Origin of the sequence: Microvirga arvi, assembly GCF_016892765.1 — a bacterium.
In the GTDB taxonomy this organism is placed as follows: Bacteria; Pseudomonadota; Alphaproteobacteria; order Rhizobiales; family Beijerinckiaceae; genus Microvirga; species Microvirga arvi.
Window position 1 is genome coordinate 30,463 of the sequence record NZ_JAFEMD010000013.1, and the last position, 14,101, is coordinate 44,563.

At 65.0% G+C, this 14,101-nt stretch carries 18 protein-coding genes; 6 read left to right on the plus strand and 12 right to left on the minus strand.

The window, feature by feature from the left end; translation table 11 throughout:
• Positions 1 to 7 precede the first annotated feature (7 nt).
• Positions 8 to 448: a type II toxin-antitoxin system RelE/ParE family toxin gene (locus ILT44_RS10145; protein WP_204239453.1), complete on the minus strand. Its 441-nt coding sequence runs from the start codon at positions 446 to 448 to the stop codon at positions 8 to 10.
• A 255-nt stretch (positions 449 to 703) separates the two neighbouring features.
• Entirely contained in the window at positions 704 to 1,183 is a 480-nt protein-coding gene (gene secB, locus ILT44_RS10150) for a protein-export chaperone SecB (RefSeq protein WP_204239454.1), read from the minus strand.
• Positions 1,184 to 1,448: 265 nt separating this feature from the next.
• On the opposite strand from secB, the gene ILT44_RS10155 reads away from it, so the two are divergent.
• The 5 genes from ILT44_RS10155 (at position 1,449) to ILT44_RS10175 (ending at position 5,706) form a co-directional block, all read left to right on the plus strand.
• Positions 1,449 to 2,171, plus strand: coding sequence for a Tim44/TimA family putative adaptor protein (locus ILT44_RS10155; protein ID WP_239468069.1), 723 nt, complete (start codon positions 1,449 to 1,451; stop codon positions 2,169 to 2,171).
• Positions 2,172 to 2,221: 50 nt separating this feature from the next.
• Complete coding sequence (gene mltA / locus ILT44_RS10160) at positions 2,222 to 3,340, plus strand: murein transglycosylase A (RefSeq protein ID WP_204239456.1); 1,119 nt, start codon at positions 2,222 to 2,224, stop codon at positions 3,338 to 3,340.
• Positions 3,337 to 3,903: a Smr/MutS family protein gene (locus ILT44_RS10165; protein ID WP_204239457.1), complete on the plus strand. Its 567-nt coding sequence runs from the start codon at positions 3,337 to 3,339 to the stop codon at positions 3,901 to 3,903. Before mltA ends, ILT44_RS10165 begins: the two co-directional genes overlap by 4 nt.
• 63 nt (positions 3,904 to 3,966) lie before the next feature.
• Positions 3,967 to 4,383 (plus strand): helix-turn-helix domain-containing protein, encoded by a 417-nt coding sequence (locus ILT44_RS10170; protein ID WP_204239458.1) that lies wholly within the window; start codon positions 3,967 to 3,969, stop codon positions 4,381 to 4,383.
• Between the two features lie 321 nt (positions 4,384 to 4,704).
• Positions 4,705 to 5,706: an adenosine kinase gene (locus ILT44_RS10175; protein ID WP_204239459.1), complete on the plus strand. Its 1,002-nt coding sequence runs from the start codon at positions 4,705 to 4,707 to the stop codon at positions 5,704 to 5,706.
• Between the two features lie 41 nt (positions 5,707 to 5,747).
• Here ILT44_RS10175 and ILT44_RS10180 read toward each other — a convergent pair whose 3' ends face one another.
• Both ILT44_RS10180 and ILT44_RS10185 read right to left on the minus strand, forming a co-directional pair.
• Positions 5,748 to 6,443: a gamma-glutamylcyclotransferase gene (locus tag ILT44_RS10180; RefSeq protein WP_204239460.1), complete on the minus strand. Its 696-nt coding sequence runs from the start codon at positions 6,441 to 6,443 to the stop codon at positions 5,748 to 5,750.
• An 83-nt stretch (positions 6,444 to 6,526) separates the two neighbouring features.
• Positions 6,527 to 7,048 (minus strand): YidH family protein, encoded by a 522-nt coding sequence (locus tag ILT44_RS10185; protein WP_204239461.1) that lies wholly within the window; start codon positions 7,046 to 7,048, stop codon positions 6,527 to 6,529.
• 255 nt (positions 7,049 to 7,303) lie between these two features.
• Between ILT44_RS10185 and ILT44_RS31430 the strand changes: the two genes are divergently transcribed.
• A complete protein-coding gene (locus ILT44_RS31430; protein ID WP_204239462.1) occupies positions 7,304 to 8,266 on the plus strand; it encodes a DUF2279 domain-containing protein in 963 nt (320 codons plus the stop codon).
• Between the two features lie 101 nt (positions 8,267 to 8,367).
• Here ILT44_RS31430 and coaA read toward each other — a convergent pair whose 3' ends face one another.
• From coaA to hisB, 8 genes are all read right to left on the minus strand, one after another.
• Positions 8,368 to 9,345: a type I pantothenate kinase gene (gene coaA, locus ILT44_RS10195; RefSeq protein WP_204239463.1), complete on the minus strand. Its 978-nt coding sequence runs from the start codon at positions 9,343 to 9,345 to the stop codon at positions 8,368 to 8,370.
• 21 nt (positions 9,346 to 9,366) lie between these two features.
• A complete protein-coding gene (locus ILT44_RS10200; RefSeq protein ID WP_204239464.1) occupies positions 9,367 to 9,687 on the minus strand; it encodes a phosphoribosyl-ATP diphosphatase in 321 nt (106 codons plus the stop codon).
• A 7-nt stretch (positions 9,688 to 9,694) separates the two neighbouring features.
• On the minus strand, positions 9,695 to 10,444 hold the full coding sequence (gene map, locus ILT44_RS10205; protein ID WP_204239465.1) for a type I methionyl aminopeptidase: 750 nt from the start codon (positions 10,442 to 10,444) through the stop codon (positions 9,695 to 9,697).
• Between the two features lie 58 nt (positions 10,445 to 10,502).
• Positions 10,503 to 11,324, minus strand: a complete 822-nt coding sequence (gene hisF, locus ILT44_RS10210) for an imidazole glycerol phosphate synthase subunit HisF (RefSeq protein ID WP_204239466.1) — start codon at positions 11,322 to 11,324, stop codon at positions 10,503 to 10,505.
• 137 nt (positions 11,325 to 11,461) lie between these two features.
• Entirely contained in the window at positions 11,462 to 12,217 is a 756-nt protein-coding gene (gene hisA, locus ILT44_RS10215; RefSeq protein WP_307826411.1) for a 1-(5-phosphoribosyl)-5-[(5-phosphoribosylamino)methylideneamino]imidazole-4-carboxamide isomerase, read from the minus strand.
• Positions 12,205 to 12,855 carry an imidazole glycerol phosphate synthase subunit HisH gene (hisH, locus tag ILT44_RS10220; protein WP_204239468.1) on the minus strand — a complete coding sequence of 217 codons (651 nt, stop codon included), beginning with the start codon at positions 12,853 to 12,855 and terminating at the stop codon, positions 12,205 to 12,207. Before hisH ends, hisA begins: the two co-directional genes overlap by 13 nt.
• On the minus strand, positions 12,852 to 13,340 hold the full coding sequence (locus tag ILT44_RS10225) for a DUF2628 domain-containing protein (protein ID WP_204239469.1): 489 nt from the start codon (positions 13,338 to 13,340) through the stop codon (positions 12,852 to 12,854). The genes hisH and ILT44_RS10225 overlap by 4 nt, the downstream gene beginning before the upstream one ends.
• 76 nt (positions 13,341 to 13,416) lie before the next feature.
• Positions 13,417 to 14,004, minus strand: coding sequence for an imidazoleglycerol-phosphate dehydratase HisB (gene hisB / locus ILT44_RS10230; protein ID WP_204239470.1), 588 nt, complete (start codon positions 14,002 to 14,004; stop codon positions 13,417 to 13,419).
• Between the last annotated feature and the right edge of the window lie 97 nt (positions 14,005 to 14,101).

The window sequence follows — 14,101 nt, forward strand, 5'->3', positions numbered from 1 at the left end:
CGTTGCCTTATCGATGGCGCCTACCTTGTGGAGGCCCTTCATCGCCAGATGGACTGATCGAAGCGGATCGCTCCGATATGCCTTTCTGGTACTTTTCATATTCAATCTCGATCCATTCTCCGGTGTCGATCAACGCCGGGATATGCACGTCTCCGATATTCGCAAGCACTTTGGCCGCGTCTCGAAAGACGGTTTCCTCGTATGAGGATAGATTGGCTTTCCGACTCTTCGGAAAGATGTGGAGAAACACCGCTCTATCGCCCCGCTTGTAGACGATAACAGTCCGGTAATCTCCAGAGCGGCCCATCCGCTGCTTGATCAGGAACTTCCCGACTTCAGAATCGATATGGCCTTTTTCTGCGCGGGCAATTGCTTCGCACAGGTCTTCATCACTGATCTTGTTCTTACGCGCCTCGCGGGCCGCGTCCTTTAACTTGTAAACTTTCATAGCGACCTCGGATCGCAGGGAAGGCGAATGTCATGCCTTTGGTCATCGGGTTTACTCCTTGTGGGGTGGATGTCGGGCGGTGTTGACGGAAGCATCGAAGCGCTACCGGCATCGTTGATGCCGCCGGATCAACGATGCCAATAATCTATAGTCCCTAGGACCACAAATCAAGACAGCCTGAAACGAGCTGGACAATAAAAAAGGTGGAGCGGTTGTCCGCTCCACCCAAAGATCGCAATAAAGCTACGTTCGTTTTTACGACAGCGTCTGGCCGCCGTTCTGCTGACCCTGCACCTCGGCGGCGCGCTGGCGGTAGAGAGCCACGAAATCGATCGGGTCGATATAGAGGGGCGGGAAGCCGCCGTTGCGCACCGCATCGGCCACGATCTGGCGGGCGAAGGGGAACAGCAGGCGCGGGCACTCGATCATCACGACGGGGTGCAGCTGCTCCTGCGGGATGTTCTGGATGCGGAACACGCCCGAATAGGTCAGCTCGAAGGCGAACAGCACCTCCTTGCCGCCGATCTTGGCATCGCCCTCGAGGGTGAGGTCGACTTCGAAATCGGCCTCGGCAAGCTGCTTGGCATTCACGTTGACCTGCAGGTTGATCTGCGGGCCTTCCGTCTGCTGCTGTAGGGAGCGGGGCGCGTTGGGGTTCTCGAAGGAGAAATCCTTGCAGTATTGCGCAAGGGCGTTGAGCGCGGGCGCTCCGTTGTTTGCCGGATTCTCGGCCATGGTCTCATGCTCCCTAAGGGGGTGTGTCTCATCGGGCCCGGATGGAACGCTTTATCAGCAAAGCTCCGGCTCGCCTCGGGCCATCGGTCTCCGCGCTACCACGCTTCTCATGCGGGAAGCAAGATTTGAGCCGACGCATTCGCTTGTCGGAGCCGGAGGTGGATGTTACGACCTCAAGACCCCATATGCGAAGGATGACACCTTCGCCTCCTCGATACAACGTCCGGCGACAACCGGGCGCGGGCAGGCTCACAACGGATCGACGATGCAGGAATCCTTCGACATCACGACCCTTATTTTCATCGTTCTCGCCGTATTCGTGATCTGGCGCCTCCGCTCCGTTCTGGGGCAGAAGACCGGGAGCGAACAGCCGCCCTTCGATCCGATGTCGCGCCGTGATGCCCCCTTGCGTCCGGGCAATGCGCCGGCGGAGCCGGATCACAATGTGGTGCGCCTCCCTGGAGCCAATGGGGCGCGTCCCGCCGCCGAAATTCCCCCGGCCGAGCGCTGGAAGGGCATCGCCGAGCCGGGCACGCCCATGGCCGAGGCCCTCGACGGCATCGTGCGCCTCGAGCCCGACTTCAATCCCGCCGAGTTTCTCGAGGGCGCGAAGGGCGCCTACGAGATGATCGTCACCGCCTTTGCCCAGGGCGATCGCAAGACCCTCAAGGACCTGCTTTCCCGCGAGGTCTACGAGGGCTTCGAGCGGGCCATCACCGAGCGCGAGCGCCGGGGCGAGACGGTGGAGACCACCTTCGTGTCCATCGACAAGGCCGAGATGGCCGGGGCCGAGCTCCAGGGCAAGAATGCGCAGATCGTGGTGCGCTTCCTCTCCAAGCTGATCACCGCCACCCGGGACGCCTCCGGCACCGTAGTGGACGGCAGCCCCGAGGCCGTGGCCGACGTCACCGATGTCTGGACCTTCGCCCGCACCCTGGGCAGCCGCGATCCCAACTGGCAGCTCGTGGCGACCGAAGCGGGGCAATGAGGCATGCCGGGCGGGTCCTTTTTGCCTGTCTCCTTGCCTGGACGCTGAGCATGTCCGATGCCGCGGCCGGATTGGCGCTAAAGGATCAGGCGCGGCTCGAGCCTCTCAGCTTCGCGGATCTCGCCGGATGGGCGGCGGACGACCACGCCGCCGCCTTCCGGGCCTTCCTGCGCTCCTGCCGGGCGCTCGATACCGCCTCGGCCGAATTGCGGCCGGCGCAGACGCCTCAAGGTAGCCTGCTCGCCGTCTGCCGGGAGGCCCTGAAGACGCCCGATGCGGACGGGGCCGCGGCAAGGCGCTTCTTCGAGACGCATTTCCAGCCCCTTGTGGTCGTTCCCCATTTCGGCACCGGCTTTCTCACGGGCTATTACGAGCCGGAATTCCAGGGGTCGCGCGTTCCGGACGCCATCTACAGATTTCCCCTCCTCGACCGCCCCGAGGATCTGGTCACCATTCCGCAGGGCGAGACCCTGCCCGGTCTCGACAAGGGCCTTCACGCGGCCCGGCGCACCAAGGATGGCTTTGAGCCCTATCCCGACCGGGCCGCCATCGAGGAAGGGGCCTTGGGTCCGCTTGCCAGGCCGATCGTCTACTTGAGCGAGCCGGGCGAGGCCTTCATCATCCATGTGCAGGGCTCGGCCCGCATCCGCCTGACCGACGGCTCCGTGATGCGCATCGCCTATGCCGGGCGCAACGGGCGGCCCTACACCTCCATCGGCCGCCTGCTGGTGCAGCGGGGCGAGATGGACCTGGAGACCATGACCCTCGACAGGCTCATGGGCTGGCTGAGGGAGCATCCGGAACCGGCCAAGGCCCTGATGCGGCAGAACCAATCCTACATCTTTTTCCGCGAAGCGGCGGAGCTGGCACCGGAGGACGGCCCCATCGGCGGCGCCGGCATTCCGCTCGTGCCGGGACGAAGCCTCGCGGTCGACCGCTCGCTCTGGGCTTACGGCCTGCCGGTCTGGCTCGACGGGCAATTGCCTCTGACCCTCGACAAGACCGAGCCCCTGCAACGGCTCATGATCGCGCAGGATACGGGCTCGGCCATCGTCGGCCCGGCCCGGGGCGATTTCTTCTTCGGCAGCGGCGAGGAGGCCGGCCGGCGGGCCGGCCTCCTGCGTCATCCCGTGCGCTTCGTGGTCCTTGAGCCCAAATCCCGTTCATGACCAAGAGAAGCCGTACGCGCCAGCTCAGCCCCGAGGAGAAGCGGCTCTGGTCCCATGTGGCCCGGCATGTGAAGCCCATGCAGGGCAAGGTCCTGCCGCCCGAGCCCGAGCCGGAGGACAAGCCCGCCACGGCCCCTGCCCCGCAGGTGACGGCGCCCGTATCCGCGCTGCCCCCGCTCCCGCCCTCCAAACCCCTCATGCCTGCGCTTGCTCCTGTCGAGCGCAAGACGCTTCAGGCCCTGCGCCGGGGCCGCAAGGAGGTGGACAGCGTCATCGACCTGCACGGCATGCGCCAGGAGGAGGCGCATTTCGCTCTCCTGAGCTTCCTGCATCGGGCGCAGGGCTCCGGATACGGGCTCGTCCTCGTGATCACCGGCAAGGGCGGTGCGGCCGTGAGCAGCGGCCTGTTCGAGGAGCGCGGCGTGTTGCGGCGCATGGTGCCGCATTGGCTGCGGCTGCCCGATCTGCGCCACCTGGTGATCGGCTTCGAGGAGGCCTCCTCCCAGCATGGCGGATCCGGTGCAATCTATGTCAGGCTCCGCCGGCGGCGGGGCTCCCGTTGATTGGTGTCGAATATTCTCACATAAAACCGGCAACCATTTTTGTGAAAACGCTCCAGGTAGACAATGACTCCCTTCGGTGAACGGGTGCGGCAGCTGCGTCGCGAGCATGGGCGGATGTTGAAGGACATGGCCGCGCATCTCGGCGTCTCGAGCGCCTATCTCTCGGCCCTGGAGCGCGGCGAGCGCGGCAAGCCGACCTGGACCCTGCTCCAGGGTGTCCTGCAGTATTTTCACATCATCTGGGACGAGGCCGACGAACTCGCCCGGCTCGCGGACCTGTCCGATCCGCGGGTGAAGATCGATACGGCCAACACCGACGCCAAAGCGACGCTGCTGGCCAACCGCCTGGCGCGCGAGATCCGTGGCCTCACCCCGGACGAATTGGGTCAGATGCTTGCGGTGCTCGACCAGGCGCAGGAGCGGGAGCGCAGGGCTGCTTTTGACGGCGTCTCTTCCCTCCCCCTTGCGGGGAGGGATTGAGGGTGGGGGTCGCAAAGCCGGAGCGATACTCTTCATCCAGAAGGCGTGACGGTCATACAGCCTTACCTCTCCCCGGTGGGGAGAGGTCGAGCGCAGCGAGGGTGAGGGGGAGAGCGTTCTCCGGATAAGCCTGTAACCCCTCACCCGGACCTCTCCCTCAGGGAGAGGTGAACCCGTGCGACACCGCACTGTCGCTCACCCGGTCGCACCACCCCCACCCCTCCAAGCAAGGGGGAAGGGAATCAGCCAAAGGGCTTCAGCCCTTGACCTGCCCTGCCCCGGATGCGAAAGCGCCCCGTCTTTTCTCGAAACCGGTGGCTCATGTCCCAGACCCGCATCGACGTTCTCACTCTCGGCAATGCCATCGTTGACGTGCTCGCCCATACGGACGAGGCCTTCCTCATTCAGAAGAAGGTCCACAAGGGCGCCATGCAGCTCATCGACGAGGCGCGGGCGGAAGAGCTCTACGGCGACATGGGCCCGGCGATCATCGTGTCGGGGGGCTCGGGCGCCAACACGGCGGCGGGCGCGGCCTCCTTCGGGGTCAAGGCGGGCTTCATCGGCAAGGTGAAGAACGACGAGACGGGCAAGCTCTTCGCCCACGATCTCAAGGCCATCGACGTCCATTACGACGTGACGCCGGCGCAAGACGGCCCGGCCACCGCCCGAAGCTTCATCCTGGTGACGCCGGATGGCGAGCGCACCATGAACACCTATCTCGGCGCCTGCCAGAACCTCACTCCGGACGACGTGAACCCGGACACGGTGCGCGCCTCGTCGATCGTCTATCTCGAAGGCTATCTCTGGGATCCGCCGGCCGCGAAGGAAGCCTTCCGCAAGGCGGTGAAGATCGCCCACGAGGCCGGCAACAAGGTCGCACTCACCCTGTCCGACGCCTTTTGCGTCGACCGCTACCGCGACGAGTTCTTAGGGTTGATGCGCGACGGCAGCCTCGACATCCTGTTCGCCAACATCCATGAGCTGCAGAGCCTCTACGGTACGTCGGACGCTGACACCGCCCTGGCGGCCCTGCGCGAGGAAAACGTGCTCGGCGCCATCACCCGCTCGGCCGACGGCGCGCTGATCGTCAGCCGCGGCGAAACGAAGGCCGTGCCGGCCTTCCCTGTGGAGCGCGTGGTCGACACCACCGGCGCAGGCGACCTCTTCGCCTCGGGCTTTCTCGCCGGCCTCGTCAACAACCTCGACCTCACCGACTGCGCCCGCCTCGGAGGCCTCGCCGCCGCCGAGATCATCAGCCACCTCGGCGCGCGTCCGCAGGTGAGCCTCAAGGAACTGGCGCAGCAGCAGGGTTTGCTGGGCTGAAGCAGCAGCATGACAAGCGCCACAGCCCATCAATTGTGGCGCTATCCGTCATCTGCCCCGTCGATCTTCGCGGCCACGAGGCTTTGCAATCTCCAGAGATTGCTGTCGTGGATCCCGTGCTCTTCCAGATGCATGACCGTGTTGTGGAGGTATTCGGCCCCCGAGCCCCAATGGCCGCAGGCTTTGGCAAGCATGTCCGCCACGTTCTCAGGGGTCAGTCGTCCAACATAGGCAGGCGATTGGCGGTTCATCACGAAGGCAATGGCCGTCACCGGGCCTTCGTCCGTCGTGACCTTGATCCAGCGTGGCATGCTGTTCGCTGGTTTTGCGGTAAATTCGCGCCGGAACAGCTTTCCCAATTGTGCTTGCAGGGATTGCGCAGGAAGCCGGTAGAGAATCCCTCGGCATTGCCCTCCCCGGTCGAGCGCCATCATGAGGCCCGGGCAGTCCTTCGTGGCCCGGAAGCGGGTGATCCTGAAGCAGAAGGAGCGGTGCCATCCATGGGCCGTGCCTCGTCGCGCCTCCACATGCTCCACCTCAGGCTTCCAGATCAGCGAGCCATAGGCGAAGAGCCAGACGTCCTGTTCCGGCGAATGCGAATCCAGCATCCTCTGCACGATCGCGTCGTAATCATCATCGGAGTGATAGACGAGGCCCGGCTCGGGGCCGGGATCCTCCAGAGCGCGATGAACGCGCGCCACGTGATCGCGCGTGAGCACCATCCGCCGGCTCCGCATCGGATCATCCTCCCGGCTTGAGACCCCAATCGGCAAAGACTAGCTCAGGCCGGTTCACCCGTCCAAAAAGCAGAGGGCTTGGTTCAAACCCCGCCCGTCTGCCCGAACCACAGCCCGAACAGGGCTGCCAGCGAGACGAGCGCCAAAAAGCCGTTGAACAGCACCAGCAGGAACGGCGGAAGGCGCTCCACGTCAGGATGGGGCGGCTGCGAGCCCGTAAAGATCTGACGCCAGACGGCGGCCGCGAAGCAGAAGGCGCTGAACAGGATCAGGACCGAGCCGGTGGAGAGGATCATCCAGTCCGGCACCACGCCCTCCAACAGCTTCTTGGCGCCGATGCCGGAGGCGAGCGCGGCGAGCCCCGTGCGTACCCAGGCCGCATAGGTGCGCTCGGCGGCGAAGACCGTGCGGTTGGCGGCGAGCTCCGTGCGCCGGTCGGCGCTGTCCTTCATCTGCACGCTGGCGACAGCGGTCGTCTTCGCGGCAGCCTGGGTGTGTTCGGCTGCTTCCTGCGTGTTCTCCGCGGCCTCTTGGGTCTGCTCAGCCGCTTCCTTCGCGTGCTCGGCGCTGCGCTTGAGCTTTTCGTCGACGGGCTGCGTGGCCATGCATCCTCCGAACTTTCGGAAGCACAACGCTCAAGATTACCGAATGGTTGGCGACTTTCTGCCCTCGGCAGAAGCCTGCATCCGCCCAGGGATTGCCTTCTGCCCCTTGTTATAGAAGGATCCCGCTAGGGGGCTCTGAAAGAGGATCGGCCAATGCGGGTGGTCGCCTTTGTCGTTTGCGTTGCAGTCCTCGGGACCGTTTTGAGTCCAAAGGCATCCGTGGCACAACCGAGTGGACCATCGGAGCCCCGCCCCGTGGCCCGAGCAAAGGGGCAATCTGCGCGAACGCCGACGGTCGCAGCCAGCCCGACGGTGCCGACCACGAAAGCAAGCCTTGAACCGACGCCCCTCCCTCCGACATTCTACTCGTTCAGCCGGCTCGGCGATCATCTGCATGCGGTCCGGTGGGAGCTGGCCCTCGTCGGAGCAGGATTTGCCGTCATCGGCTTTAAGGACTGGGACTGGGGCAACACGTCCGGGTTCCAGACCATCGAGGAAGGGTGGTTCTCCAAGAACACCCGGCATGGCGGAATGGACAAGATCGGCCACTCGTTCTCGACCTATGTCATCGCCGACCTCCTGACGGACAGGATTCGGGCCCATGCCACGGATCCCACGGGTGCCCCGATCACGGCCGCACTCCTCGCCTTCAGCATCATGAGCCTCGCCGAAGCCATGGACGGGTTCACGGGCCGGCACCGCTTCTCGCACGAGGACATCGTGGCTAACGGCGTCGGCGCGCTCTTCTCTATCGTCCGGAACTCCGTTCCCGGGCTGAGTGAGAAGCTGGACTGGCGGTTCATGTACACGCCCGCGAGCTATGAGCGGCCCGGCATAACAGGTGATAACGGCATTCTCCCCCCGTACGAGCGCCAGCGCTACATTATGGCGTTGAAGGGCAGCGGGTTCGAGACGCTCAAGAACACGCCCCTGCGCTACGCGGAGCTGCACGTCGGCTTCGATGCGCGCGGCTTCGAGGACAAGGAGCGCGAACTCGGCTATCCGATCGAGCGATCATTCTATGTCGGGGTCGGGCTGAACCTCAACGAGGTGCTCTTCGGATCCGGACCCAATCCGAACTTCGCCCGGTACAGGGATACGCTTCCGGGCTGGGCTGCCCGCAAGACGCTCGAATACGTCCAGGTGCCCTACACGTCCGTTTACGCCGAAAGCCGCTTCTCGACGATCCGCCGCGTGGGAACGAGGTTCCAGGATTAGCGCATCGTACGGACCTCCGATTCGGCCACCCAAAAATGCGCCTGCCAAGAGGAGCAGCATCGGGTTGATCCCAACTGGCCACCACTTTTGGATCCGATGCCCTAGAGTCTTCTCAGCGCCACCGTCTCGATCCGGTGGCTCGGGCCCTTCTTCAGGATCAGGCTCGCGCGCTGGCGGGTCGGCACGATGTTTTCCTGCAGGTTCAAGAGGTTGATCCGGTTCCACAGGCCGTCGGCGATGTTGATCGCCTCGGTCTCGGGCAGTTCCGCATAGCGGCGGAAGTAGGAGAGCGGATCGCGGAAGGCCGTGTGGCGCAGGCGCAGGAAGCGGTTGACGTACCAGCGGTGCAGGTCCGCCTCGTCGGCGTCGATATAGACCGAGAAGTCGAAGAAGTCGGACACGAAGGGAATGGCCGTGCCGTCCTTGGGCATGCGCGCCGGCTGGAGCACGTTGAGCCCCTCGACGATCAAAATGTCCGGCCGGTCGACGGTCGTTTCCTCGCCCGGCACCACGTCATAGACGAGGTGCGAGTAGAGCGGCGCCTTCACGTTGCGCTTGCCGGCCTTGATGTCAGCGAGGAAGTGGAGGAGCTTGCCGGTGTCGTAGCTCTCCGGAAAACCTTTCCGCTCCATGAGCCCGAGCCGCGTCAGCTCCGCATTGGGCAGAAGAAAGCCGTCCGTGGTGACGAGGTCCACCTTCGGGGTGTTGGGCCAGCGGGCGAGCAGCGCCTTCAGCACGCGGGCCGTGGTGGATTTGCCCACCGCCACCGAGCCCGCCACGCCGATGATGTAGGGCACCTTGGCGTCCTTCTCGGCGAGCAGGAAGCGCTGGGTCGCCTTGAAGAGGCCTTGGGTCGCCGCGACGTAGAGGGAAAGCAGGCGCGAGAGCGGCAGGTAGATCGCCGCGACCTCGTCGAGGGAGATCGGATCGTTGAGGGATTGCAGCTGCACCACCTCGTCGGCGGTGAGCGTCATCGGCGCGTCGGCACGCAACTTCGCCCATTCGTCGCGGGAGAAGACCCGGTAGGGCGAGAGGCCGTCATCGGCCTCGGGCGGGGAAACCACGTTGGGCTGGTCCATGCGAACCACCTTTGCAAGTTTTCAGGTCCCGCGCGCGGCCTTCTCCGCAAGACCCGACTGCGCCGTGCGGCGCTCCAGTTCGGCCATGACATCACTTAGAGGAATACGCGCGCCCTGCAACACGACCAAAAGATGATACAGCACGTCCGCAGCCTCCGCCGTGAGGTTTTCGCGGTCGCCCTGGACGGCGGCAATCGCCGCCTCCACCGCCTCCTCGCCAAGTTTCTTGGCCGCCTTGGCCGGTCCGCCGGCGATGAGCTTGGCCGTATAGGACTCGGTTTCGGGCGCCGCGGCGCGTTCGGCCACGATGCGGGCAAGGTCGACGAGGGTGAAGGAGGTCATAGCCGCATTATCCGGGCAAGGTCACGACAAGGGGTCCGTTGCGGGTGGCAACGACGGTGTGTTCGTACTGGACAGTGAGGGCGCGGGGCTCGCTGAACAAGGTCCAGGGATCGTCGCCATCCTGGGCCCATTCCGCCCCCAGGGACAGGAAGGGCTCCACAGTGAAAACCAAACCCTCATTCATGATCCGGCGTTCGGAACGGTCCGGCCAAGTGGCAATTTCCTTCGGCTCCTCGTGCAGGGAATGGCCGATGCCGTGGCTCGCCAGATTGCGCACGAGGGTATAGCCGTTCTTCTGCGCGAAGCTGCCGATGGCCTCGCCGATGCCGGCCAGAGGCCTGTTCGCGCCGACCTGGCGCAGGCCCATCCACATGGCGCGGCGGCCGTCCCGGCACAGGCGCTTGACCGCGTTGGTCACGGGAGGAACCGCAAAGGAGGCGCCGGTATCGGCAAATACGCCGTTCTTTTCCGCCGAGATGTCGATATTGACGAGATCCCCCGCTTCGATCCGCCGGGAGCCTGGAATGCCGTGGGCGATCTCCTCGTTCACGCTGATGCAGGTGGCGCCGGGAAAATCGTAAACGAGTTCCGGGCCGGATCGGGCGCCGGCATTCTCAAGGTAGCGGCGCCCGACCGCGTCGAGTTCCGAGGTGGTCATCCCCGGCTCCAGGGCCGCCGACATGGCTTCGAGCGCGTTGGCGACGATCCTGCCGATCTCCTGCAGCCTGACCAGGTCCTCATCGCCGGAAACCGTCATGGTCTCACCCTCCTTCGGCCTTGCTCGCTGCATCCTTCCAAGACGGGCAACACGGCACCTACGACAGGGCCATGGCGGCCGTTTGGGCAGCCGCACCCTGCGCCGGCTCGTCGAGCCGCATCTTCAAGCCCTTGCCGGCCATGTAATGCTTCGCTTCGCCGATGGAATGCGTGCCGAAGTGGAAGATCGAGGCGGCCAGCACCGCGCTGGCATGGCCCTGCTCGACGCCATCGACCAGGTGATCGAGATTGCCGACGCCGCCGGAGGCGATGACCGGCACGGAGACCGCATCCGCGATGGCGCGCACGAGCGCGAGGTCATAGCCGCCCTTGGTGCCGTCCCGGTCCATGGAGGTGACGAGCAGCTCCCCTGCCCCGAGTTCAGCCACCTGCCGGGCAAACGCGATGGCGTTGATGCCAGTAGCATTGCGGCCGCCATGGGTGAAGATCTCCCAAGCCGCGGGCTCGCCCTCCCCCGACACCTTCTTGGCGTCGATGGCGACGACGATGCATTGATTGCCGAATTTTTCCGAAGCCTCGCGCACGAAATCCGGGTTCTTCACGGCACTTGTGTTGATCGAGACCTTGTCGGCGCCGGCGAGCAGCAGGTTGCGGATGTCCTCGACATTGCGAACGCCGCCGCCGACGGTGAGCGGCATGAAGCAGGCCTCCGCCGTGCGCCGCACCACATCGAGCAGGATCCCCCTCGCCTCGTGGCTCGCGGTGATGTCGAGGAAGCAGAGCTCGTCGGCGCCGGCCGCGTCATAGGCCTTGGCGGCTTCCACGGGATCGCCCGCATCGACGAGGTCGACGAACTGCACGCCCTTCACGACGCGTCCGTCCTTCACATCGAGGCAGGGAATGAGACGGACTTTCAGCATGGTTCACTCTTAATCACCTTCCCCTTGAGGGGGAAGGTCGGACCGCAAGGTCCGGGATGGGGTGGATGCGCGAGGCGTGCAGAACGAGGTGTTTCCACCCCACCCCGCCGCTGCTCGCGCAGCGTCGACCCTCCCCTTCAAGGGGAGGATGGAACGGGCACTTTTCTCAACAGCGTCAGCGCCTCAACCGGATCGATGCGCCCGTCATAGAGGGCGCGGCCGGAGATGGCGCCGTTGAGCACGGCACAATCGGGTTGGGTGAGGCGCTCGATATCGGCCATGGAGGCGAGGCCGCCCGATGCGATGACCGGGATCGAAACGGCGCGGGCCAACCCTAAGGTCATCGGGAAGTTGAGGCCCTTCAGGATGCCGTCGCGGGCGATGTCCGTGTAGATGATGGCGGCAACGCCCGCATCCTCAAAGCGGCGGCCGAGTTCTTCCGCCGACAGGGTCGAGGTCTGGGCCCAGCCCTCGACGGCGACCAGCCCGTCCTTGGCATCGATGCCCACCGCGATCTGGCCCGGATGGAGCCGGGCGGCCTCGCGCACGAAGGCGGGATCGCGTACGGCCGCCGTGCCGATGATCACGCGGGACACGCCCTTGGCGAGCCAACCCTCCACGGTCTTCATGTCGCGGATGCCGCCGCCGAGCTGAACCGGAATTGTCACGCGCTTGAGGATGTTCTCCACGGCGGCCGCGTTCATCGGCTTGCCGGCGAACGCGCCGTCAAGGTCGACCACGTGCAGCCATTCGAAGCCTTGTGCCTCGAAGGTGGCGGCCTGATCGGCGGGATCGTCGTTGAAGACGGTGGCTTGGTCCATGTCGCCCTGGATCAGGCGGACGCAGCGGCCTTCTTTGAGATCGATGGCAGGATAGAGGATCACGGGCGCCACCTCAAAAAATTGGCGATGAGCTTGAGGCCGAGCGCCTGGCTCTTCTCGGGATGGAACTGCGCGCCGACGAGGTTGTCGCGCCCGACGATGGCGGTGACCGGCCCGCCGTAATCGGTGGCGGCGACCACGTCGCCCGGATTGGCGGGGGTGAGCGCATAGGAATGCACGAAATAGGCGTGCAGCCCGTCCGGTCCAGTCGGGATGCCGTCGAGGAGCGGGTGCGGCTTCACCAATGTCAGCGTATTCCAGCCCATATGCGGGATCTTCAGGCTCGGCTCGCTCGGCGCGATGGCCTTCACGTCGCCGCGGATCCAGTCGAGGCCGTAGCTCGTGGTGTGCTCGAGGCCTCGCGTCGCCATGAGCTGCATGCCGACGCAGATGCCGAAGAAGGGAGCGCCCTCCCCCCGAACGCGCCGCTGCAGCACCTCCACCATGCCGGGCACGGAATCGAGGCCGCGCCGGCAATCGGCGAAGGCGCCGACGCCCGGCAGCACGATCCGGTCGGCTTTGGCGACAACGTTCGGATCGGACGAGACGGTCACGGCAAGGTCGAGCTCCGCCTCGCGGGCGGCCCGCTCGAAGGCCTTGGCGGCGGAGTGCAGGTTGCCGGACCCGTAATCGATGATGACGACGCTCACCGGGGACGCTCCGCATCGGGGAAGAGGCCGATCACCGGCTCGGACCTCCGAGGGGACAGCACGGCTGAGGGTGCCGGATTGCGGGCTAGGAGCGTGAGCCTGGCGTCGAGCCAGCGGGCAAAGGCCTTGGCCTCCGCCTCGTCCTGATCGGCGGCCGTGACCACGTCGACAGCCGGCCGGCCACGGCGGCCTAAGGTCCAGCGCCTAAGGCTGTTGGCCTCGAGCCCGATCAGGCTCTGGAGCAGCAGTTGGGCAACGGTCGCGGCGAGGGGATGCACGTCCAGCACGGCCATGAGGCCGCCGAAGGCCAGCACCAGAAGCAGCACGGCGAAGCCTGCGAGCCACAGCCGGTGAAAGAAGAACCACAGGAAGGTGAAGAAGAAGGCCCCCCAGGAGAAGGCATCCTTCACGAGCTCGGATTCGTCCAAAGCGCTCGGATCACCCGACCGCGCTTCGCGCGGGAGATGCAGGGTATAGGTGGTCATGGCGACGTTTCCTCAAGCCTCGTCCGGTGAGGTGACGCTGGCGTACCCGCCGGACAAGGTGCCTCTTGCTTAGAACTTAGAGCGTACCCTTGGTGGAGGGAACGCGGCCCTCTTCCCTTGGGTCCAGTGCCACGGCGTGACGCAAGGTCCGTGCCAGGCCCTTGAAGCAGCTCTCGGCGATATGGTGGCTGTTCTCGCCGTAGAGCGTCTCCACATGCAGGGTCAGGCCCGCATTGATGGCGAACGCCTGGAAGAACTCGCGCACCAGCTCGGTGTCGAAAACGCCAATCTTCTCCGTCGGGAAGGTGGTCCGGAACACGAGGAAGGGGCGGCCCGAGATGTCGAGCGCCACCCGCGTCAAGGTCTCGTCCATCGGCAGATGGATGTCGGCATAGCGCGTGATGCCCTTTTTATCGCCAAGCGCCTTCAGGATGGCTTGCCCTAAGGCGATTCCAGTATCCTCGGTGGTATGATGCTGGTCCACATGCAGGTCGCCGGTCACCTTCACGGAGAGGTCGAAATGACCGTGCCGGGCGAACAGTTCGAGCATATGGTCGAGGAAGCCGACCCCCGTGGAGATCTCGGCCTTGCCGGTGCCATCGAGGGCAATCGACAGGGCGATATCGGTCTCGGCGGTGCGACGGCTGACGCTCGCGGAGCGCATCATCAAAATCCTTTGCGGAACAAGAGACGAGGCGTTCTAGCAAGCCGCGCTGAGAATTGCCACCCGGTGCTTCTCCCTCTCCCGTGTGGGAGAGGGT